The sequence below is a fragment of the Viridibacillus sp. FSL E2-0187 genome (genome assembly GCF_038006425.1).
GTDB classification, from domain to species: Bacteria; Bacillota; Bacilli; order Bacillales_A; family Planococcaceae; genus Viridibacillus; species Viridibacillus arvi.
The window spans coordinates 722496-745824 of sequence record NZ_JBBOVG010000001.1; the positions used below are offsets into that span (position 1 = coordinate 722496).

Consider the following 23329-nt stretch of genomic DNA (forward strand, 5'->3'; position numbering starts at 1 on the left):
ATAAAGATTGGAAGTAAAATTCCTTTTATTGATCTTGTCGTTTCAATCCTTCACTAAGCTAGTATGGAATATGGGTATGTAAAATGTTTTTGTGTATATGCAAGATATGATAAAATAGAGTGGGAGAGTGAGCACACTTGCGAAAAAAACGACACAATATTCTAAAACAAGATAATGTCATTGTGTTTCCTGGAGCTATAGATAAACTAATAGCTGATGGGCATCACTTTGCAGAACATTATCAATATGACTTAGCTGTGCAAGCTCTTAGTGAAGCATTGCAGTATACTGAAGGCGATGAAAGTACGCTTAGTGTATATGCTTTCTCCTTATATGAAATACGAAATTTTGAAAAAGCGAAAGAGGCATGTGAGAAATTACTCGCTATAGGTCCTCATAAATACATAGAAGCGATGGAGTTATATCTCACTGTCTGTATGGAATTGAAAGAATTCAATCAGGTAGAAGAATTAATCAGATCGTTACTGGAAGAACAAGTCATTCCTGAGGAATCAATTCCAAAGTTTATTCGCTTGCAAGAACTTAATGCTCGTATAGCAGAGAATCTAATTCAGACAGATGAGCCGGTTATCGATTTTAAGTTTGATAGTACTGAGTTACAACTAAATCATTTTTTCTCTTTATCTTATATGAAACAGTTTCAATTATTGCAGAGTATTCGACAGGTTAATATCCGTCATATAAAAGAGGAAATAGTAGCCATTATCGAAGATGACCGAATCCATCCTTTACTTCAAAGTGAGGCATTGTTATTGCTAGTAAATCAACAAGTTGATACAACAGTGAATGTTACAAAATTCAATGTTCAGTGTACGGTTAATCCATCTGAGTTAGCAGAACCATCTGCCTTACCAGTTACAAAAGCAGTCTTGTCAGTGGTAGAAGATGAGCTACAGCAAGAACCTTCGGCATTAGATATGGTACAATATTTAATACATCGACATATTGTCGTAACTTATCCATTTGAATGGTTCGATTATGAAGCTAGGGAAATAGCGGATGGCTACGTAGATTTTGTACATGCAATGTTCGGAGAAGTAAAGGAAACTGATTATGACTTGATGGACTTTTTCCACAAGCTTGAGCAACTTTCTGAACTGCCTGACGTATGAAATAAGTTGAAAGTATAGCTATCTATGATATACTAAAATGGTTGTCAAAATCGTAAAACGAATGAATTGTCTAACATTTGAAATTATTTTTGGAGGTAGAATAAATGTCAGTAAAATGGGAAAAACAAGAAGGTAATACTGGATTATTAACAGTAGAAGTATCTGCTGAAAAAGTAAATGAAGCTTTAGATCAAGCTTTCAAAAAAGTAGTAAAACAAATTAACGTACCGGGCTTCCGTAAAGGTAAAATGCCTCGTCAAATGTTCGAACAACGCTTTGGTGTTGAATCATTATACCAAGATGCATTAGAAATCTTAGTAAATGGTAACTACCCATTAGCTCTTGATGAAGCTGGAGTAGAACCAGTTGATCAACCAGAAATCGACTTCGAAGCAATCAATAAAAACGAAGCGTTCACATTCACAGCGAAAGTAACTGTTCGCCCAGAAGTAACTCTTGGTGACTATAAAGGTCTAGAAGTGACTAAACAAGATTCTGCTGTAACTGATGAAGAAATTGAAGCTCAATTAAAAGAGCAACAAGAACGTCTAGCTGAGCTAGTTGTTAAAGAAGATCAAGAAATCGTAACTGGCGATACTGCAGTAATCGATTTCGAAGGTTTCGTTGATGGCGAAGCATTCGAAGGCGGAAAAGGCGACAACTACTCACTTGAAATCGGTTCTGGTTCATTCATCCCAGGATTCGAAGAACAATTAGTAGGTGCAAAATCTGGCGAAGCTAAAGAAGTTGAAGTAACTTTCCCAGAAGAGTACCATGCAGCTGAGTTAGCTGGTAAAAAAGCTACTTTCAAAGTAACTATTAACGAAGTAAAAGGTAAAGAACTTCCTGAGCTAAACGATGATCTTGCAAAAGAAATCGATAGCGAAGTTGAAGGTTTAGATGCTCTACGCACTAAACTAAAAGAAAAAACTGCAGCTGAAAAAGCTACTGCTTCTGAAACAGCTTTACGTGATGAACTAGTAGAAAAAGCAGCAACTAACGCTTCAATGGATATTCCAGAAGCTATGATTAACACTGAAATTGATCGTATGATGCAAGAATTCACTCAACGCCTTCAAATGCAAGGTATGAATCTTGATCTTTACTACCAATTCTCAGGTCAAGACGAAGCAGCTCTTCGTGGACAAATGAAAACTGACGCTGAAAGCCGCGTTCGTGTATCATTAGTATTAGAAGCAATTGCTGAAGCAGAAAAAATCGAAGTAACTGAAGAAGATTTAACTGCTGAATTAGAAAAAATGTCTGCACAATTCGGTATGGATGCAGAGCAAATTAAAACTGCTTTAGGTGGTACTCATGTTCTAGAACACGATATCAAAATCCAAAAAACAGTTGAGTTCTTAGCTGATAACGCAAAAATTACTGAGTAATATTTAAATAGCACCATGATTTGATAGGACAAGGTACGTGATTTTTAGCGTACCTTGTTTTATCACATACATAATTAGCACTTTGAATACATAGAGAGAATAAGAGAGCAAAGTGTTACAAGTTATACAAAATCATTATATTTGATAATGTTAACGTAATCTTGTAACATTATTGTTTGAATAGGGGTGAAATAATTGTTCAAATTTAATGACGAAAAAGGCAACTTAAAATGCTCATTCTGTGGTAAACCACAAGAACAAGTTCGTAAACTGGTTGCAGGACCAGGTGTATATATTTGTGATGAATGTATAGAGTTGTGTTCTGAAATCGTAGTTGAAGAACTAGGTACAGAAGAAGAAGTGGAACTAAAAGATATTCCGAAACCGAAAGAGATTCTTGCAATTTTGGATGATTATGTCATCGGTCAAGAGCGTGCAAAAAAAGCCCTATCTGTTGCAGTATATAATCACTATAAACGTGTAAACTCAAACAGTGTAATTGACGATGTAGAACTTTCAAAATCAAATATCGTTTTAATCGGACCAACTGGTAGTGGTAAAACATTACTAGCCCAAACGTTAGCGCGTATTATTGATGTACCGTTTGCTATTGCGGATGCTACATCTTTAACTGAAGCTGGTTATGTGGGTGAGGATGTTGAGAATATTCTACTTAAACTAATTCAATCAGCAGATTATGATATCGAACGTGCTGAAAAAGGGATTATTTATATTGATGAAATCGATAAAGTAGCCCGTAAATCAGAAAACCCATCGATTACACGTGATGTATCTGGTGAAGGTGTACAACAAGCGCTTCTGAAAATTTTAGAAGGCACAGTTGCTAGTGTTCCTCCACAAGGTGGACGTAAACACCCGCATCAAGAATTTATCCAAATCGATACAACTAATATCTTATTCATTGTTGGTGGAGCATTCGACGGAATTGAATCTATCATTAAGCGTCGTTTAGGCCAAAAAGTAATTGGCTTCGGTTCGAATGGTAAGAAAGACGAACCTGAAGATAATAACTTGATGAAGTATTTAATCCCAGAAGATCTATTGAAATTTGGTTTAATTCCTGAATTTATTGGTCGTCTTCCGGTATTAGCAAGTCTAGAACAGCTAGATGCTGAAACGCTTGTTCAAATTTTAACTGAGCCTAAAAACGCGCTTTCTAAACAATATCAAAAAATGCTAGCTCTTGATGATGTTGAACTTGAGTTCAATCAAGATGCATTATTGGAAATTGCTAAGGAAGCAATCGAACGCAAAACAGGTGCTCGTGGTTTACGATCAATTATTGAAAACATTATGTTAGATGTTATGTTTGAACTACCTTCTCGCGATGATATTGCAAAATGTATCATTACGAAAGAAACGATTACAGAAAAAGCTCGTCCAAAACTTCTTCTTGAAGATGGAACTGAGTTAAAATCAGACAGCGAAAAAACATCTGCTTAATAACTGATTGAAAAGCTGGCTTCGAAAAAGTGCCAAACAGCACTACTCGAATGCTGGCTTTTTTTAAAATAAAATTCAGTCGATAACAATTATGAAGAGTGAAAATGAAATGGTAATCATTTCTGTAATTAATAATGTTTGATTTGCGGGTAAATCGGACAAAATCTAATGGAGGTGATCACCCGCATGACTGAAGTTAAAAGAACGAAAGATATCCCATTATTGCCTTTAAGAGGTTTACTCGTTTATCCCACAATGGTATTACATATCGATGTAGGTCGTGAGCGCTCTGTAGCAGCTCTTGAACATGCAATGTTGGAAGATAATCTTATCTTCTTAGTCACTCAAAAAGAGATGAGCATTGAAAATCCTACGCCGGATGACTTATATACAGTCGGTACAGTCGCATATGTAAAACAAATGCTAAAGTTACCAAATGGAACAATTCGTGTACTAGTTGAAGGGCTAAATCGTGCGAAAGTCGTTGATTATCGCGATGGAGAAGAATTTGCAGTTGTAGAAATAGAAAACTTCGAAGATTCAAAAACTGTGGATGCTGAAACAGAAGCCTTAATGCGCACACTTCTTACTTATTTTGAAAAGTACTCAAAAGCTTCGAGTAAAGTAACTACAGAAACATATGATACTGTTGCTGATATTGAAGAACCAGGACGCTTTGCAGATATGGTTGCTTCTTATTTGCCGTTAAAAATTACTGGTAAACAAGAGATTCTTAAAATCATCGACGTAAAAGAGCGTTTGGAAATATTAATTCAACGTTTACATGATGAGCAGGAAGTATTGAATCTTGAGAAAAAGATTAGCTCTAAAGTAAAACGTGCTATGGAAAAAGCGCAAAAGGAATTCTATTTACGTGAACAAATGAAGGCAATCCAAACTGAACTTGGTGATCGTGAAGGCAAAACAGGTGAAGTATCTGAGCTGAAAAAGAAAATCCAAGAATCAGGAATGCCTGAAGCTATATTAAAAGTGGCTTATAAAGAATTGGATCGATACGAAAAATTGCCTGCAGCAGCAGCTGAAAGTGGCGTCATTCGTAGTTATATTGATTGGCTAGTAGCATTACCATGGAAAGAAAAGACTGAAGACAGACATGATATTAAAATGGCAGAAAAAGTTTTAAATCGTGATCATGAAGGACTTGATAAAGTAAAGGAACGTATTCTTGAATATTTATCAGTTCGACAATTAAAACAGTCTTTACGTGGTCCTATACTATGTTTGGCAGGACCTCCTGGAGTAGGTAAAACTTCTCTGGCAAAATCGATTGCTGAAGCTTTAAATCGTAAATTTGTCCGTATTTCACTTGGTGGTGTACGTGATGAGTCTGAAATTCGAGGACACAGAAGAACTTACGTGGGTGCAATGCCAGGACGTATCATACAAGGTATGAAAAAGGCCGGTACAGTAAACCCAGTATTTTTACTTGATGAAATCGATAAGATGTCGAATGATTTCCGAGGAGATCCTTCTGCTGCTATGCTTGAAGTATTAGATCCAGAACAAAACAATTCATTTAGTGATCATTACATTGAAGAAACATATGATTTATCAAATGTATTATTTGTTGCGACAGCAAATGATTTAAGTACGATTCCTGGACCATTGCTTGACCGTATGGAAATCATTACAATCGCTGGTTATACAGAGCAAGAAAAGCATGAAATTTCGAAAAAACATCTTATTCCGAAACAACTGAAAGAGCATGGTTTATCAAAGGCACAATTGCAAATTCGTGATGATGCTATTATTGATTTAATTCGATATTATACACGCGAAGCAGGTGTTCGAGGATTAGAACGTCAAATTGCAACTTTATGCCGTAAAGCAGCGATGCAAATTGTCGCGGGTGATAAAAAACGTGTGGTAATGGCGGCTAAGAATCTTGAAGATATTCTTGGAAAACATCGTTTCCATTACGGACAAGCTGAAACAGAAAATCAAATAGGTGTGGCAACTGGATTAGCGTATACAACAGTTGGTGGCGATACTTTACAGATTGAAGTTTCGTTAACTCCTGGTAAAGGCAAATTGCAGTTAACTGGTAAGCTTGGAGACGTGATGAAGGAATCTGCTCAAACGGCCTTATCTTATGTCCGTTCAAAATCAGAGGATCTGAATATTGACCCAGAATTCTTCGATAAACATGATATTCACATTCACGTGCCTGAAGGTGCCGTACCAAAAGATGGTCCATCAGCGGGGATTACAATGGTTACAGCTATTACATCTGCAATTACGAAACGTCCAATCCGACGAGAAGTAGGTATGACAGGTGAAGTGACGTTGCGTGGACGAGTATTACCAATTGGTGGTTTGAAAGAAAAAACGTTAGGGGCGCATCGTGCAGGCTTAACGACAATTATTTTACCGAAAGACAATGAACGCGATATTGATGATATACCAGATAGTGTTCGTGAACAGCTTTCATTTAAGATAGTGTCAAACGCAGATGAAGTACTGGAAATAGCGTTAGACGGAGGAGAAATATGAAAGTTAATAATGTAGAAATGGTCATTAGTGCAGTACGACCAGCACAATATCCAGAAGATGGTCTGCCAGAGTTCGCTTTGGCAGGACGATCAAATGTAGGGAAGTCATCTTTTATCAATCGAATGATTGGGCGTAAAAGTATGGCACGTATTTCATCTAAACCAGGGAAAACGCAAACACTGAATTTTTATAAAATTGAAGAGCAATTGTTCTTTGTGGATGTTCCAGGTTATGGTTATGCGAAAGTTTCAAAATCTGAGCGTGAAGCTTGGGGACGAATGATTGAACAATATTTCACAAGTCGTTCATTATTAAAAGCGGTTGTGTTAATTATAGATATTCGTCATAAACCTACAGTTGATGACTGTATGATGTATGATTTCTTGAAGCATTACAATATTCCATGTATCGTTGTTGCAACGAAAGCTGATAAGATTGTAAAAGGTAAATGGGAAAAGCATAAAAAAGTGGTGAAAGACGAATTGGATATGGATCCAAATGATCCACTTATTTTATTTTCTTCTGAAAAAAGCATGGGCATGGACCAAGCTTGGGCAGAAATCGAAAAAAGAATGTAACAGTTTCATAGGGAGAGCGCGAGCGATAGTTGCTTGCGCTCTTTTGTTATGTCTTGAATAGTTATGTGCTTGTTTGGGAAAAATAATATATGAAGCAATATGGTTGTTGTTCGACAAATTTTTTGATACACTTACATTATAATAATTATAAATAAGGCGAGTACTATTATCATTCATATGCCGTTCACAATTAAAACTAGCCGTGACTGACATTTATGCTATAATAGAAATCGTGAATTAGATGAACGTGAGAGGTGTATGATTTCATGCATACCATCGTAGTAGGCTTGAATTATAAGACAGCTCCAGTAGAGATTCGTGAAAAATTCTCATTTATTGAGAGTGAAATACCGAATGCTATGAGAGCTCTTCAAAGTGAAAAAAGCATATTAGAGAACGTAATTGTATCTACATGTAACCGAACAGAAGTGTATGCTGTAGTCGATCAATTGCATACTGGACGTCACTATATAAAACAATTCCTGGCAAATTGGTTTAAAGTTCCTGTTGAAACTTTTTCTGCACATTTATATATTCGTGAAGATGAACAATCGATGGAGCATTTATTCCGTGTTACTGCTGGGATAGATTCTATGGTACTTGGAGAAACACAAATTCTTGGACAAGTGCGTAATAGCTTCTTAAATGGACAAGAAATCGGTGCAACAGGTACGGTTTACAATAAACTGTTTAAGCAAGCGATTACATTCGCAAAACGCGCGCATGGTGAAACAGCTATCGGCGAAAATGCAGTGTCTGTTTCTTATGCAGCAGTGGAACTTGCTAAGAAAATCTTCGGATCATTACAACAAAAACATGTTGCTATTTTAGGCGCAGGTAAAATGGGTGAATTGGCGACTCAAAATTTGTATGGTAGTGGTGTTGGTAAAGTAACTGTGATTAACCGAACATTTGAAAAAGCTGAGTTACTTGCTTCTAAGTTTGAAGGAACAGCAAAGTCAATGCAAGAGCTCCAATGTACACTTCTTGAAGCTGATATTTTAATCAGTTCAACTGGTGCGACAGACTATGTTATTGATTTTGAATTAATGCAATTTGTTGAACGTTTAAGAAAAGGGAAACCATTATTTATGGTAGATATCGCTGTACCGCGTGACTTAGATCCACGTATTGGTGATTTACCAAATGTCTTCCTATATGATATTGATGACTTACAAGGCATAGTTGAGGCAAACCTTGCTGAGCGTGAACGTGCTGCTAAGCAAATTTCGTCAATGATTGACACTGAAATTCATGAATTCCAAGACTGGTTATCAACACTTGGTGTAGTACCTGTAATTGCCGCGCTTCGTAAAAAAGCAGCAACAATTCAAGAGGAAACAATGCAAAGTATTGAAAACAAAATGCCTGATTTAACGGATCGTGAGAAAAAGGTGTTAAGTAAGCATACGAAATCAATTATTAATCAATTATTAAAAGAACCAATTCTGCAAGTTAAGGAAATGGCTAGTTCAACAAAAGCAAATGAACAATTACAGCTATTCCAACAAATCTTCGGAATTGAAAATGATGTGCAAGATGAAGTGAAAAGGCACCAATTAGAAGAAAAAAATCGAATGCAAAAAATAGCAGAAGAAGCACAATCTTCTAGTCCTGGATTATCATATTAATGAAATTTGTTTAGGAGGCGTTTTCGTATCTGTATGGTAAACTAATAGATGCGAATTCGTCTTTTTTTTCGCGATAAAGTTAAAAATAAAGGAGTAAGTTATGGCTGATTTGACGATGACAAGACTACATGAAGCGATGGTCGTCTTATATGCAATCAGTCTTGTATTCTATTTTATAGATTATTTAAATAAGGATGCAAAAGCTCACCGTGTTGCATTTTGGCTACTCTCCATCGTATGGATTTTACAATCAGTATTTTTAATAATGTATATAGTGGAGACGCATCGTTTCCCTATATTATCGTTGTTTGAAGGAATCTATTTTTACGCTTGGTTATTAATAACCATTTCGATCCTTTTACATTGCGTATATCGAGTAGATTTACCAGTATTCTTCATCAACGTAATTGGATTCATCTTCATGACGATTCATACATTTGCACCATCGCAAATTGCACAGTCGCCAGTAGGTGAAGCACTTAGCTCTGAGCTTTTATTTATCCATATTACGTTTGCAATACTTTCGTATGTGGCATTCTCACTATCGTTTGTTTTTTCGACATTATATTTGATTTTATATAATGTATTAAAGAAAAAGAAATGGACGAAGCAATGGACGAGACTTCCATCATTACAGCAAACTGAGCAAGGAATGACGGCTTCATTATTAACGGGTATACCGTTATTATTAATAAGTTTAATTTTAGGCCTACAATGGGCATATTTAACATTAGATAACATATCTGTATTTGATGTGAAAATTGTTGGTTCATTTGTTTCGTTGTTAATTTATTGTTTCATCATTTATGGAAATCGAAAAGGGAAATTACATTCGACAGGTTATGCGTGGGCTCATGTGTATGCATTTCTGTTTGTAATCATCAATTTCTTTTTAGGAAGTAAATTGTCTGATTTTCATCTTTGGTATTAATAGAAAGGTTGGATTATTGTGAGAAAAATAGTAGTAGGTTCAAGAAGAAGTAAACTTGCTTTAACGCAAACTAATTGGTTTATCAATCAAATGAAACAGGCGGGTGCTCCGTTTGAATTTGAAGTCAAAGAAATCGTGACTAAAGGTGACCAAATTTTAGATGTCCAACTTTCTAAAGTCGGCGGTAAAGGACTATTTGTAAAAGAAATCGAACAAGAACTTTTTGATAAAGGAATTGATTTTGCTGTCCACAGTATGAAGGACATGCCAGCAGTTTTACCAGAGGGGCTTGTAATCGGCTGTATCCCTCCACGTGAAGATGCACGTGATGCTTTTATTTCAAAAGGTCATGTGAAATTTGCGGATCTACCAAAAGGTGCTGTTGTTGGAACGAGTAGTTTACGCCGCAGTGCACAATTATTGGCCCAACGTCCAGATATCGAAATCAAATGGATTCGTGGAAACGTAGATACACGTTTAGCGAAACTTGAAACGGGCGAATATGATGCAATTATTTTAGCTGCAGCCGGTCTTAAACGACTAGGTTGGAGTCAAGATGTCGTAACAGAATACTTATCTGCTGAAATGTGTATCCCTGCTGTTGGGCAAGGTTCACTAGGTATTGAGTGTCGTAGTGATGATGCTGAATTATTAGCGGAGCTTGCTAAATTAACAGACAAAGCAACTTGGGAAGAAGCACATGCAGAGCGCGCATATCTTGCAGCAATGGATGGTGGTTGCCAAGTACCAATCGCAGGTTACGCAAAATTTGATGGAAAACAAATTGAACTAACTGGTTTAGTAGCAGCTCCAGATGCGTCTATTATTTATAAAGAAACGGTGACAATGGAAGATGCTAAAGCAGCTGGTGAAGAAGTTGCTCGTATTTTAACAGAGCAAGGAGCCTTTGATTTAATTCAAAAAGTAAAGGCTGAGCAAGATGCTAAATGATTTATCTCTTAGTGGAGAAAAAATCGTATTAACAGGCACACATGTTACAGCATCCGTGAAAAAGCAAATTGAACAATTAGGCGGTCAGGCTATACACCTACCGCTTATTACTGTTAATGAGGTTAAAAGTGACATGGACCGACAACAACTTGAAAAAAGTAAGCTGTATGATTGGCTTATTTTCACTAGTCAAAATGCGGTCCTTGCTTTTAAAAGCAAAATACAGCGTTTTCATTTCCAGGTATCTGATTGGTCATGTAAGGTGGCTGCTGTTGGTATAAAAACAGCCGAAGCTCTTGAGGACATAGGTTTTGAGATTAATTTTATGCCTTCAACGTTCAGTGCAGATGTATTTGTACAAGAGTTCCCTACAATTGCGGGGGATAATGTATCCTGTCAATTTTTTAAGGGCTCGATGGCAAAGGATACTATAGTAAAAGGTTTATCTTGTCATGTCGATGAATGGACTGTTTATGAAACGGTTCAAACGACGGAACATACTACAGAACTGCTAACACTGTTAAAAGAATCGACAAATGTAAGTATTGCCTTTGCAAGTCCATCAGCAGTAGAGGTTTTTTCTGAGCATGTAGCAAAGGTAATCGGTTGGCATTCATTTAAGGTTCTTTCCATAGGACATATCACAGAGCGAGCGCTAATTAAAGCGGGAGCTAAAGTTGATATAATGCCACCCACCTATACAATGAAAGCACTGATTCAAGAGTTAGCTAATAGAAAGGAACATCTAAAATGAAAGATTTAACATTTAAAAGACATAGACGTTTACGTCAATCCGCTACAATGCGTTCAATGGTAAAAGAAACATATTTGCATAAAGAAGATTTCATCTATCCTATTTTCGTCATGGATGGCGAAAATATAAAAAATGAAGTATCTTCGATGCCAGGCGTTTTCCAATTTTCAATTGATCGGTTAGCTGAGGAAATGGATGAAGTAGTATCACTAGGTATACCTTCAGTTATTCTTTTTGGCTTGCCTGCAGAAAAAGACGAAGTAGGTACTCAAGCTTTCCATAATCACGGTATTGTTCAAGAAGCAACTCGTTTTGTGAAAAAGAATTACCCAGAAATCGTGGTTATAGCAGACACATGTCTATGTGAATTTACTTCTCATGGTCATTGTGGGGTTGTGAATGACAAAGAACAAATTTTAAATGATCCTTCACTAGATTTATTAGCAAAAACAGCAGTTTCACAAGCAGAAGCGGGAGCAGATATTATTGCCCCATCTAATATGATGGACGGTTTTGTAGCAGCGATTCGTAAAGGCTTGGATGATGCTGGATTTGAAGATGTTCCAATCATGTCTTATGCAGTGAAATACGCTTCAGCATATTACGGACCATTCCGTGATGCGGCAGATGGCGCACCTAAATTTGGTGATCGTAAAACATATCAAATGGATCCTGCAAATCGTATGGAAGCAATGCGTGAAGCTACTTCAGACGTAGAAGAAGGAGCAGATTTCTTAATCGTTAAACCAGCATTGGCTTACTTAGATATTGTACGCGATGTACGTAATAACTACGATTTACCTGTTGTTGCTTACAATGTAAGTGGAGAATATGCGATGGTCAAAGCGGCATCTATTAATGGTTGGATTGACGAGAAACAAACGGTTTTAGAAACACTACTAGGTATGAAACGCGCAGGAGCAGACTTAATCATTACTTATCACGCAAAAGATGCAGTTCGTTGGATGGAGGGAAAATAATTCATGACACGTTCATATGAAAAATCAAAACAAGCTTTTAAAGAAGCGGTAAACTTAATGCCAGGTGGCGTAAACAGTCCAGTTCGTGCATTTAAAGCAGTTGATATGGACCCGATTTTCATGGCTAGTGGTAAAGGGGCAATCATTACGGATATCGATGGTAATGATTATATTGACTATGTATTATCATGGGGTCCACTAATTATTGGTCACACGCATCCTGATGTTGTAGCTGCAATTCAAAAAGTAGCTGAAACAGGAACAAGCTTCGGTGCTTCTTCACTAGTAGAAAATGAACTAGCAAAAGTAGTGATAGATCGTATTCCTTCAATCGAAATGATTCGTATGGTTTCTTCTGGTACGGAAGCAACAATGAGTGCAATCCGTGCTGCACGTGGCTTTACAGGAAGAGATAAAATTTTGAAGTTCGAAGGTAGCTATCATGGACATGGAGATAGTTTATTGATTAAAGCTGGCTCAGGTGTAGCAACACTTGGTTTACCAGACAGTCCTGGAGTACCAATGGGCATTGCTCAAAACACATTAACTGTTCCGTATAATGATTTAGAATCAGCTAACCTTGTCTTCGAAAAATTCGGTGAAGAAATTGCTGCAGTAATCGTTGAACCGGTTTGCGGTAATATGGGTGTAGTTCCTCCGTTACCAGGATTCCTTGAAGGATTACGTGAACTAACAACTAATGCTGGCTCCCTATTAATCTTTGATGAAGTAATGACTGGTTTCCGTGTAGGGTATCATAGTGCTCAAGGTCACTACGGTGTAACACCAGATTTAACTTGTCTTGGTAAAGTAATCGGTGGTGGACTACCTGTAGGTGCATTCGGTGGTAAGCGTGAGATTATGGAGAAAATTGCTCCAGCAGGTCCAATCTATCAAGCGGGTACATTATCAGGTAACCCACTTGCAATGTCTGCTGGTTTAGCAACAATTAGTCATTTAAAACCTGAAACATATGATTACTTCACAAAACTAGGTGATCAATTAGAAACAGGTTTCCGAGAAGCTGCAGAAATGTATAATATCCCTCACACAGTAAATCGAGCAGGTTCAATGATTGGCTATTTCTTAACTAATGAGAATGTTATTAACTTTGAAACAGCTAAAACTTCTGATTTACAATTGTTTGCTGAATACTACGGTTTAATGGCGAATGAAGGAATCTTCTTGCCGCCGTCACAATTTGAAGGTGTATTTGTTTCTACAGAGCACACTGAAGAACATATTGCAAAGACAGTTCAAGCTTTCCAAAAAGTATTTAAACAACTTGCACGCTAATATAGGAAAAAGGCTTTCTCTATTACGAGAAGGCCTTTTTTTATGCATGTAAATACATTGATACTGTACGTAATATAGTTAATCTTTATCTTAGAGCATCAATGAATCTAATGGACCTGACCAACAAACGAATAACTACAATCGATTAATCTATGGACATAACACAATGCATAATCACAATACTATCAAGCATATATTCTATTAGATATATGAAGGAGGTCAAGCTATGCAACATATTTCCTGGGAAATCGCAGAAGGATTTAACTTTCCTGAAAGTTTTGGTAAACCGCAAGATACGTCGAATGTGAAAATTACACCTCGTTGGACACAAGAAGAGTCAGGTGAATCAGTATTTTTAACAGGTATTTATCATATTTCTGCTAATGTAGCATTTGCAGAAGGAGAAACACCACATCATGGGACTTCAACTTGGACAACAATAGAGGATTTAGACATGCAAGGAGAATCGGGTTATTTTGAATATGCTGTGCCGTTACATGTAAATTTGCCGCGAGATCGAGTGAATAAAGACGTTCCTGTAGAAATAAAAGTAGACTATATTACGACAACATTCCAAGATGATGGTAGTTGTCATTTTAGCTGGCAGGCGACATGTAATTATGAGGAGCCGCAAGTTGCTACTGCACAATTAGAAGCAGAAGTAGTAGAAAGTTCAACTACTACTACTGCCGAGGCAAGTGCTCAAGAGGAACCAGAATCTGATGCGTTCTTATGGGATTTAGAAGAAGCATATACAATTAAAACGTATAACTTAAAGGAAATCCGTAAACAATAAGTACCACAATAAGGCTAATACCAGAAGTAAAATAATGTCCCATGTTGTTGGGACGATGATAACACGAATACCTTGGAAGCAACAAATAGGAACGATAATACTTCTACAGTAAAATCTTGTTTTCCGTAGCCAAGGTGGTAGAAAATAAGGGTTATATTTTCGACGTGACATGAAATGTGGTCCTCCTTTCTAAAAAACTTGAAAATGCATCTTTTTTCCGATACAATAAGGTCATCTTAATATAGATGCATAGATAGGGAAGAGTAGAATGTCTTGTGTTTGCCAAAGAGAGGAAACGTTAGGTGCGAGTTTCCGCTTACACACATTTGAAGGTCGCCCTGGAGCAGTTTCTGTGAACCTGATAAAGCTAGCAGAAGCCGGTTAGAAGCCGTTATACAATGAAGTGTCAGCACGTTTTTTTGTGTTGAAATAAAGGTGGTACCGCGAATTCAACTCCTTCGTCCTTTTTAGGCGATAGGAGTTTTTTATTTGCAAAAAACTACAAAATACTTCGTTGTTAACAAAACATAAAAAGGAGGTCGTCAAATTGACAGAACAACAAACGACATCAATGCCAACGAAATATGATCCACAGTCGATCGAACAAGGACGTTATGAATGGTGGCTAAAAGGAGAATTCTTTAAAGCACAACCTGAAAGTGGCAAAGAGCCATATTCAATCGTAATTCCACCACCAAACGTAACAGGTAAACTACACTTAGGGCATGCTTGGGATACAACATTACAAGATATCCTAATTCGTATGAAACGTATGCAAGGATACGATGCGCTTTGGTTACCAGGTATGGACCATGCGGGTATTGCAACACAAGCAAAGGTAGAAGCGAAACTTCGTGAAGAAGGTATTACTCGTTATGACTTAGGCCGTGAAAAGTTCGTTGAAAAAACATGGGAATGGAAAGAAGAGTATGCAGGTCATATTCGTCAGCAATGGTCGAAAATGGGTCTAGCGCTAGATTATTCTCGTGAACGATTCACATTAGATGCAGGACTTTCTGATGCAGTAAAAGAAGTATTCGTAAAACTATACGAAAAAGGATTAATTTACCGCGGTGAATATATCATTAACTGGGATCCTGCAACTAAAACAGCGTTATCAGATATCGAAGTTATATACAAAGACATTCCAGGGGCTTTTTATCACTTCAAATATCCATTAACTGATGGAACTGGAGCAATTGAAATTGCAACTACACGCCCTGAAACAATGCTAGGTGATACTGCAATCGCTGTTCACCCTAAAGATGAACGTTACCAACATCTAATCGGTAAAACAGTGACATTACCAATCGTAGGTCGCGAAATTCCAATCATTGCAGATGAGTACGTTGAAATGGAATTTGGTACGGGTGTTGTGAAAATTACACCAGCTCATGACCCGAATGACTTTGAAGTAGGTAACCGCCATGACTTACCACGTATTCTTGTAATGAATGAAGACGGTTCAATGAATGATAATGCTGGAAAATATAAAGGTATGGATCGCTTTGAATGCCGTAAAGCAATTGTTAAAGACTTACAAGACATGGGTGTTTGCTTCAAAATCGAAGATCATATGCACTCAGTAGGGCACTCAGAACGTTCTGGTGCGGTTGTTGAGCCGTATCTTTCAACACAATGGTTCGTTAAAATGCAACCACTTGCAGATGCATCATTAGAACTTCAAAAAGATGAAGAAGGCAAAGTAAACTTTGTACCTGCACGTTTTGAAAATACGTATTCTCGTTGGATGGAGAATATCCGTGATTGGTGTATTTCTCGCCAACTTTGGTGGGGCCACCGAATTCCAGCTTGGTACCATAAAGAAACAGGCGAAATTTACGTAGGTACAGATGCTCCAGCTGATGCTGAAAACTGGAATCAAGATACGGATGTATTAGATACTTGGTTCTCATCTGCATTATGGCCGTTTTCAACAATGGGCTGGCCAGATGAAGAAAACGAAGAATTTAAACGTTACTACCCAACTAATACATTAGTAACTGGTTATGATATTATATTCTTCTGGGTTTCTCGTATGATTTTCCAAGGTATTGAATTTACTGGAACACGTCCATTTGAAGATGTATTAATTCACGGATTAGTTCGTGATGAGCAAGGGCGCAAAATGTCTAAATCTCTAGGTAACGGCGTTGATCCAATGGATGTTATCGAAAAATACGGCGCTGACTCATTACGTTACTTCTTAGCAACTGGTTCTTCTCCAGGTCAAGATTTACGTTACTCAAATGAAAAAGTAGAAGCTGTTTGGAACTTCTCAAACAAAATTTGGAATGCTTCGCGCTTTGCTTTGATGAACATGGAAGGCATGACTTATGATGAAATCGATTTAACTGGTAAAAAATCAGTAGCAGATCAATGGATTCTAACTCGTCTGAACGAAACAATCGAACAAGTAACAACTTTAGCTGAGAAATTTGAATTTGGTGAAGTAGGTCGTCAATTATACAACTTCATCTGGGATGATTTCTGTGACTGGTACATCGAAATGGCGAAATTGCCATTATATGGTGAAGACGAAGCAGCGAAGAAAACAACGCGCTCTGTACTAGCATATGTTTTAGATAATACAATGCGCCTGTTACATCCATTTATGCCATTTATCACAGAAGAAATTTGGCAAAACCTTCCGCATAAAGGCGAATCAATTACAGTAGCTGCTTGGCCAACAGTTGATGAAACTTTAACTTCACAAGCACAATCGGATAACATGAAATTACTAATGGATATTATCCGTGCTGTTCGTAACATTCGTGCTGAAGTACAAACGCCAATGAGCAAAAAAGTACCTTTATATGTTTCGGCTAAAGATGCTGTAACACTTGCTGTTTTGGAAGATAACAAAGCATATCTAGAAAAATTCTGTAACCCAGAGCCATTAACACTTGGTGAAGACATTGAAGCTCCTGGTCAATGCATGTCAGCTGTTGTATCTGGTGCAGAATTATTCTTACCTCTTGAAGGATTAATCGATGTAGCGGCTGAAATTGAGCGCCTATCGAATGAACTTGAGAAATGGGATAAAGAAGTGAAACGTGTTCAAGGTAAACTGAACAATGAGCGTTTCGTATCTAAAGCTCCAGATGATGTTGTAGCTGCTGAGCGTGCTAAAGAAGCAGACTATATTGAAAAATATGCAACAGTAGAGAAACGTATTAACGAATTGAAAAATATGTAATCAAAAAAATCGCTCAAGTGTTATACTTGAGCGATTTTTTCTGTTATAAAAACGAAATGAAATTTGATAAATAATTACAATTTAAATCCAGGCGGATATAAGTTGAAAGATATTTTAGTTCAATTGATATTAATCTTACTAGAAAAAGTCAAGCGGTAATTATAACCAGAATGTAATGTAGTTATTGTTCTTTATAATGGCTTATAATAAGAAGGTAAATGATTAAATAACAAGCACAATATACATACCAGGAGTGTTGAATAGTGTTTACAAATATAGAACAGTGCGTCGAGTTTTTAACCTCATTAAAAAAGGGTAGTAGTACATCGATTCCATTAGAAGTCGTTAATTCATTATTACAAGAATTTGGCAACCCCCAACATACTTTTAAAACAATTCATTTAGCAGGTTCAAACGGCAAAGGCTCTACTTTAAACGCATTAAAGGAAATATTAAAATACAGCCAAGTAGAAAAAGTAGGCTGCTTTGTTTCTCCACATTTAGAGCGCATAAATGAGCGTATTACAATTAGCGACAAGCAAATTACGGATGAGCAATTCCTCTTATACGTCAATAAAGTGTTTGCTGCAATAGATGAAAAGGACGGAGTATACCCTAGTTTTTTTGAAATTATGACGATTGTCGCTTTCCTCTATTTTGCAGATGAAAAAGTAGATGTTGCTCTAATAGAAACAGGTATTGGTGGCAAATTAGATTCAACTAATGTGATTGATCCCATCATTTCAATAATTACAACGATTTCTTTAGAACATACAGCGATTTTAGGTGATACCTATGACAAAATTGCTTATCAAAAGGGTGGCATTATTAAAGAAAATAGACCCGTAGTGACAACGGTAGAGAATAGAGATGCACTAGAAGTTCTTCGGAAAATAGCGGATGAGAAACATGCACCTATAGCTATTTTCAATGAGGATTTTACGGCAACAAAAGTCGCTCAAAAGGAACATATGCAGGTGTTTAATTATTCTACACGTGATTACGTCATAAAAGATGTTGAATTACTTATGGCAGGACCCCATCAAATTAACAATGCTTCATTAGCTATTACAACGGCATTATTGTTAAAAGATGCTGGATACTTTGACATTACAGAAGAAGCTATTCGAAAAGCTTTAAAAGAAGCAAAATGGGCGGGGCGCTTTGAAGAGTATGATCATCTTATTGTAATTGATGGAGCGCATAATCCCGAAGGTACAGAAGCATTAATTGCCACATTAAAAGCGAAATATCCGACAAGTGAATACGATTTTATCTATGCAGCACTACAGGATAAAGATCATCTAAAAAGTATTAAGATGATGGCGGAAGTAGCATCCTCTATGACATTTACGCAAATAACTATGCCTAATGCTGCATCAGCTGAAGAATTAGCAGCATTATCACAGCACCACCATACTTATTATGATACAGAGTGGGAACGCGTAGTGAAGCGAGCAATTGAGAAAAAAGAGGACGAGCATGTATTAGTCATAACAGGTTCTCTTTATTTTATTTCTGAAGTACGTGCTTTTTTAAGCAATAAAGTGAAGCAGTAAATGAGGTGCCGACATGATTCCGAAATTAGATTACTATAAAGAAAAGTGGGGTGTCCGTAGTGATGCCTCGATTAAACCAGGGTTAACAGCAATTACCGAAGCATTACAATTAGTAGGGAATCCACAAGAAAACTTATCAGTAGTCCATGTGGCGGGTACAAATGGCAAAGGCTCAACGATTACTTTTATAGAACATATAAGTAAGGCTCATGGACTGTCGACCGCTACATTCATGTCTCCGTGTATTGAAGATGTACATGATCAAATTCAGCTAGATGAACAACCAATCACACCAGAAGAAATGGATGCTGTTTTTAAAATCATGGCAGATGCAGGATTAGATGGAAAGCTAACAGACTTCGAATTGTTAACAGTGGCAGCCTTTTTAGCTTTCGAGCGCTTTGCACCTAATATTACGATTATTGAATGTGGTATGGGTGGGCGTTTTGATAGTACGAATGTTGTAAAGCCAATCGTGTCTGTTGTACCTAGTATTGCTTTAGAGCATACAAATTTTTTAGGCTCGACTATAGAAAGTATAGCAATGCATAAATCAGGCATTATTAAAGAAGGAAAGCCTGTAGTGACGGGTGTGCTACCAATTGAAGCGATGAAAATATTTACACAAGAAGCGGAAAAACTTCGCTCACCATTACTTGTTTACAATGAAAATTTCACCGTTATAGAGGAAAACTCGAAGGAAATATATATGGCTAATGATGTACGAATTCCGAACTTAACACGTTCAATGCCGGGGCTGCATCAACGTAGTAATATGGCGCTAGCAATTACAGCATTTAATATTTTTGCACAAGTAAATGGAGTGAAAACAAATGTCGAGGCATTCCGAAATGGGGTTCAAAGTGCTCAGCTAGCATGTCGTTTTGAACTACTTGCACCGAAGCTTTATATTGACGGGGCGCATAACCCAGCGAGTGCTAAAAGTTTAGTAGATGCGATTCAAGAGCAATTTCCAAATGAACCTATTCATTTTATAGTTGGTATGCTTGGGGACAAAGATATACGAGGGGTATTAGCAGAATTAGAAAAAGTAGGTACTACCTTTACCTTTGTAGATGTAGCAAATGATCGAGCGATGGCTGCTAATGAGATTATGAAAATGAGTAATACGGTAAATAAATCGACAACATATGACATTTTAACTACTGTTCAACAAAAGTTGCTGTTAAATGAAGTAATTATCATGACTGGTTCCTTATATTTGTTAGCAAAATGGCGAAAAATATTGCATGAAACATTTAATTGAATTTCATTAAATGGATGACTTTGGTAAAGTGATTTGCTATAATTGCTTAAAAGTAGGCATAAATGCTCACGATTAGAGGTGTGAGAAGTGAATTTATCACTAAAGTTTAAATGGACCGTATTTGCAGTATGGTTGGCAACAGTACCAATCAGTTTATATGTGGTATACCACTATTTCCCTCCACCAACGTATATTGACTGGTCTGAGTTAATAGGCTTTATAGTATTGGCAATCATAACAGCCATTTTCCCTTTTGTTATAAACGGGGTCCCTTTATTTTTTATGCAATGGGTAAACTTAGCGGTTTTTTTGAAATATGGTTTATTTATAGAGTTGATTGTATTCCAAATTGCACTCATTCCATTTTTATACCGTGCTAAGTTACTTAAGTTAAGTCTCTACCGCATTCCATGGAATTCGATTATGTTTTTCCTCGTATCTTTCATCAGTGGTTTATTTTTTATCATAATTGGTGGAGAATTTGGTTCGCTTAGCATCACTCATATTGTCTTATTCGGAATGGTGTATTTATTTATGAATACATTTGTGAATCATGTGTTACTGAAATTGAGTTTAATCGTTATGAAGAAAAGAGCTCCATTTCTAACGAAAGATGATTATTGGGATTATAATAGTATGCTATTTACTTTTCCTATGGGGTTAACACTATATCTACTGTCGGAATATGTGGGGCCAATATCATTTGTTTTACTAGGGTTGCCATTTCTAATAGTGACTCAAATTTTAAGAATGTATAGTACATCAGAAAGAGTAAATGAATACTTATCGTTGGCTGCGCATTTTGGTCATCAATTAGGGGATCGATTAACGAGTGATGAAGTTGTAGACTTATTTATGGCTAAAACTATTGAAATCATGCCTGTAGATCATGCTTACATTATCGATATTGTTAATGGTCAGCTACAATTCCTTAGATCACATGAAAATGGAGTAGCTACAACGGTTAATATCTCTCATGAAAATATTTTGAAAACGCCTATCAAAGAAATAATGAACACAGAGGAAACGATTGTTTACAATCAACAGTCAGAATGGATAGATATGGGGATAGGTTTTTTGCCTTTTGCTACACAAAGTATAGTAATAATGCCAATCTCAAGAAATCAAAAAATGGTAGGGGTTTTCTTATTAGCTTCTAATAAGAAAAAATTCTTTGAAGAATATAAAATTAGTATATTGGACATTCTCTGTTCTTATTTTGCTGTTTCCGTGGAGCGATCGCGGTATATTGAGGCGACATTAAACAAAAGTGAACGCTGTGGTTTAACAGGGTTATATAATTACAGGTATTTCGAAGAACAACTTACAATTAAAATGCAAGAATTAATGGACGGTGAAATACGTCAGCTATCGTTAATCATGCTCGATATTGATCATTTCAAACTTATAAATGATACTTATGGTCATCAAAGTGGTAATAGCATTTTATGTGACTTTGCTCGTACTTTAGAGGAAAAAGTGGAAGGTAAAGGGTTATTAGCTAGATTTGGCGGTGAGGAATTCGTTATTTTACTTCCGAATGTGTCTAAAGGTGAGGCACTCAACTTAGCCGAAGATATTCGTATGAATGTACAACTTAAGTTATTTGAAATTGAATCAGATTTGAGTTTGAATCATATAAAAGAACATGTCACAATCACGACAAGTGTTGGTGTTTCAACTGCTCCTGAAGATTGTGATAAACCAATGGCACTAATACGAAATGCTGATAGGGCTTTGTATGTAGGAGCTAAACAAAAAGGACGTAATCGCGTAGCGGAGTATCTAAAGACATAAACAATAGCTAAGAGAATCCTAGAATTCTCTTAGCTATTGCAACATATAATGATTAGCAGAATACATATTAGTTAAATATTTTTACTTATGAATGCCTGCAATACTATTAATATACTGTTGAAAATGAGCAAAGAAAACGTGGATTAAAAATGAGAGGATGTACTTAAAATCAATCAATTAGAATTTTTAAACAAAGATCCTGGGAGTAGACAGTTTGAAAAGGTTCTTCGTGCACTCCGGAATATTGAACAGCTAACAATCACGAAAGTTGATAGTATTGTAATCAAAAATGATGTGACCATTTCATTAACTAATTTGTATGGACAAGAATTAGTAGAAGGAACAATGAAGCATAGTAGTGAATCAATAACCACAGATGAAACATTATCATCTAACCGTTCATCAGTTAACCAACAAGTAGAAGAAATTCAATATGCAACTCCCGTATGTTCTAATTCATCTGTAACTTCCTCACTTAAGCCTGAATGTATAACATTTGATGTAATGCTAGTCTCTCCAAATTATGACGATGTTTATGACTTTATAAAAGAAGTAGAAAGATTAGATCGTATCGTCCGTATAGATAAAGTGAACTTTTCAGTACCAAACGGAGAAGTAGTTTCAAATGGTTTAAAAGAAACCATTCAAACGACATTACAGTTAACGACTTTTTATTGTAGGGATAAGTCGTATTAGAATCTGGGATATAAGTAATTGAGTTGGTTAAGGGATACTTTTGCTAACTTTTTAAAAAGAGATGATTTTTTAGAATTATTATAGTTTCGCTTGTATTTGAATATAGTTATTATAATTTATTTATTTTTTAAAAGTTTGTTCTAATCGAAGTATTTTTCTGTGTTTGTACCACAGCATAATGTTTAATCTTGCGTTTTATGTCTAACGTTAAATTGATTAAGACTGTTTCTCTGATATACCTGCTTATCGTATCTCGATAGCTTTCTTTTTCACTTCGTACGGATAACTTAATACTGTTCACATAAAAAAAGCAACTTCTATTTGAATTTAAGGTAAATGTACCCTAATTCAATCGAAGATGCTTTTTTTATTGTCTAAATAATGTATTGATA

The 23329-nt window shown here is 36.5% G+C and carries 18 protein-coding genes and 1 other annotated feature; of the genes, 17 read left to right on the forward strand and 1 reads right to left on the reverse strand.

The features are described from left to right. The first annotated feature begins 137 nt into the window (after positions 1-137). From MHH85_RS03425 to MHH85_RS03480, 12 genes are all read left to right on the forward strand, one after another. On the forward strand, positions 138-1133 hold the full coding sequence (locus MHH85_RS03425; protein ID WP_340705954.1) for a tetratricopeptide repeat protein: 996 nt from the start codon (positions 138-140) through the stop codon (positions 1131-1133). A gap of 104 nt (positions 1134-1237) precedes the next feature. Then, entirely contained in the window at positions 1238-2524 is a 1287-nt protein-coding gene (gene tig / locus MHH85_RS03430) for a trigger factor (RefSeq protein ID WP_340705955.1), read from the forward strand. A gap of 195 nt (positions 2525-2719) precedes the next feature. Then, a complete protein-coding gene (clpX, locus tag MHH85_RS03435) occupies positions 2720-3988 on the forward strand; it encodes an ATP-dependent protease ATP-binding subunit ClpX (RefSeq protein ID WP_053416512.1) in 1269 nt (422 codons plus the stop codon). Between the two features lie 186 nt (positions 3989-4174). Continuing rightward, positions 4175-6502 (forward strand): endopeptidase La, encoded by a 2328-nt coding sequence (lon, locus tag MHH85_RS03440; RefSeq protein ID WP_193740604.1) that lies wholly within the window; start codon positions 4175-4177, stop codon positions 6500-6502. Next, positions 6499-7080: a ribosome biogenesis GTP-binding protein YihA/YsxC gene (gene yihA, locus MHH85_RS03445; protein ID WP_193740603.1), complete on the forward strand. Its 582-nt coding sequence runs from the start codon at positions 6499-6501 to the stop codon at positions 7078-7080. The genes lon and yihA overlap by 4 nt, the downstream gene beginning before the upstream one ends. Positions 7081-7346: 266 nt before the next feature. Continuing rightward, the gene (gene hemA, locus MHH85_RS03450) at positions 7347-8711 is read left to right on the forward strand and encodes a glutamyl-tRNA reductase (protein ID WP_193740602.1); all 1365 of its coding nucleotides are present in this window, start codon (positions 7347-7349) and stop codon (positions 8709-8711) included. A 100-nt stretch (positions 8712-8811) separates the two neighbouring features. Then, positions 8812-9642 (forward strand): cytochrome c biogenesis protein CcsA, encoded by an 831-nt coding sequence (gene ccsA / locus MHH85_RS03455; protein ID WP_193740601.1) that lies wholly within the window; start codon positions 8812-8814, stop codon positions 9640-9642. Between the two features lie 18 nt (positions 9643-9660). Then, the gene (hemC, locus tag MHH85_RS03460; RefSeq protein WP_340705956.1) at positions 9661-10593 is read left to right on the forward strand and encodes a hydroxymethylbilane synthase; all 933 of its coding nucleotides are present in this window, start codon (positions 9661-9663) and stop codon (positions 10591-10593) included. Continuing rightward, complete coding sequence (locus MHH85_RS03465) at positions 10583-11347, forward strand: uroporphyrinogen-III synthase (protein WP_340705957.1); 765 nt, start codon at positions 10583-10585, stop codon at positions 11345-11347. Before hemC ends, MHH85_RS03465 begins: the two co-directional genes overlap by 11 nt. After that, a complete protein-coding gene (gene hemB, locus MHH85_RS03470) occupies positions 11344-12327 on the forward strand; it encodes a porphobilinogen synthase (RefSeq protein WP_193740598.1) in 984 nt (327 codons plus the stop codon). The genes MHH85_RS03465 and hemB overlap by 4 nt, the downstream gene beginning before the upstream one ends. A gap of 3 nt (positions 12328-12330) precedes the next feature. Continuing rightward, positions 12331-13623, forward strand: a complete 1293-nt coding sequence (hemL, locus tag MHH85_RS03475) for a glutamate-1-semialdehyde 2,1-aminomutase (RefSeq protein ID WP_340705958.1) — start codon at positions 12331-12333, stop codon at positions 13621-13623. Positions 13624-13849: 226 nt separating this feature from the next. Continuing rightward, positions 13850-14419 carry a hypothetical protein gene (locus MHH85_RS03480; protein ID WP_193740596.1) on the forward strand — a complete coding sequence of 190 codons (570 nt, stop codon included), beginning with the start codon at positions 13850-13852 and terminating at the stop codon, positions 14417-14419. Here the strand turns inward: MHH85_RS03480 and MHH85_RS03485 are convergent. Continuing rightward, on the reverse strand, positions 14396-14590 hold the full coding sequence (locus tag MHH85_RS03485) for a hypothetical protein (protein WP_227752120.1): 195 nt from the start codon (positions 14588-14590) through the stop codon (positions 14396-14398). The two genes, MHH85_RS03480 and MHH85_RS03485, sit on opposite strands and share 24 nt — an antisense overlap. Positions 14591-14660: 70 nt before the next feature. Next, positions 14661-14888: a binding site (T-box leader), on the forward strand. Between the two features lie 102 nt (positions 14889-14990). On the opposite strand from MHH85_RS03485, the gene MHH85_RS03490 reads away from it, so the two are divergent. From MHH85_RS03490 to pilO, 5 genes are all read left to right on the forward strand, one after another. After that, entirely contained in the window at positions 14991-17618 is a 2628-nt protein-coding gene (locus MHH85_RS03490; RefSeq protein ID WP_340708119.1) for a valine--tRNA ligase, read from the forward strand. A gap of 263 nt (positions 17619-17881) precedes the next feature. Next, complete coding sequence (locus MHH85_RS03495) at positions 17882-19177, forward strand: bifunctional folylpolyglutamate synthase/dihydrofolate synthase (RefSeq protein WP_340705959.1); 1296 nt, start codon at positions 17882-17884, stop codon at positions 19175-19177. A 13-nt stretch (positions 19178-19190) separates the two neighbouring features. Further along, entirely contained in the window at positions 19191-20444 is a 1254-nt protein-coding gene (locus MHH85_RS03500) for a bifunctional folylpolyglutamate synthase/dihydrofolate synthase (RefSeq protein ID WP_340705960.1), read from the forward strand. Positions 20445-20531: 87 nt separating this feature from the next. Next, positions 20532-22241 carry a sensor domain-containing diguanylate cyclase gene (locus MHH85_RS03505; protein WP_340705961.1) on the forward strand — a complete coding sequence of 570 codons (1710 nt, stop codon included), beginning with the start codon at positions 20532-20534 and terminating at the stop codon, positions 22239-22241. A 345-nt stretch (positions 22242-22586) separates the two neighbouring features. After that, a complete protein-coding gene (pilO, locus tag MHH85_RS03510; protein ID WP_340705962.1) occupies positions 22587-22937 on the forward strand; it encodes a type 4a pilus biogenesis protein PilO in 351 nt (116 codons plus the stop codon). The last annotated feature ends 392 nt before the right edge of the window (positions 22938-23329 follow it).

What these genes read in the sequence shown, in the direction of transcription:
- MHH85_RS03490 (WP_340708119.1), top strand. Translation starts at nt 14,991, where the DNA reads ATGCCAACGAAATATGATCCACAGTCGATCGAACAAGGACGTTATGAA.
- hemB (WP_193740598.1), top strand. Translation starts at nt 11,344, where the DNA reads ATGAAAGATTTAACATTTAAAAGACATAGACGTTTACGTCAATCCGCT.
- tig (WP_340705955.1), top strand. Translation starts at nt 1,238, where the DNA reads ATGTCAGTAAAATGGGAAAAACAAGAAGGTAATACTGGATTATTAACA.
- yihA (WP_193740603.1), top strand. Translation starts at nt 6,499, where the DNA reads ATGAAAGTTAATAATGTAGAAATGGTCATTAGTGCAGTACGACCAGCA.
- MHH85_RS03485 (WP_227752120.1), bottom strand. Translation starts at nt 14,590, where the DNA reads ATGTCACGTCGAAAATATAACCCTTATTTTCTACCACCTTGGCTACGG.
- lon (WP_193740604.1), top strand. Translation starts at nt 4,175, where the DNA reads ATGACTGAAGTTAAAAGAACGAAAGATATCCCATTATTGCCTTTAAGA.
- MHH85_RS03500 (WP_340705960.1), top strand. Translation starts at nt 19,191, where the DNA reads ATGATTCCGAAATTAGATTACTATAAAGAAAAGTGGGGTGTCCGTAGT.
- MHH85_RS03465 (WP_340705957.1), top strand. Translation starts at nt 10,583, where the DNA reads ATGCTAAATGATTTATCTCTTAGTGGAGAAAAAATCGTATTAACAGGC.
- hemL (WP_340705958.1), top strand. Translation starts at nt 12,331, where the DNA reads ATGACACGTTCATATGAAAAATCAAAACAAGCTTTTAAAGAAGCGGTA.
- hemA (WP_193740602.1), top strand. Translation starts at nt 7,347, where the DNA reads ATGCATACCATCGTAGTAGGCTTGAATTATAAGACAGCTCCAGTAGAG.
- pilO (WP_340705962.1), top strand. Translation starts at nt 22,587, where the DNA reads ATGAAGCATAGTAGTGAATCAATAACCACAGATGAAACATTATCATCT.
- ccsA (WP_193740601.1), top strand. Translation starts at nt 8,812, where the DNA reads ATGGCTGATTTGACGATGACAAGACTACATGAAGCGATGGTCGTCTTA.
- MHH85_RS03480 (WP_193740596.1), top strand. Translation starts at nt 13,850, where the DNA reads ATGCAACATATTTCCTGGGAAATCGCAGAAGGATTTAACTTTCCTGAA.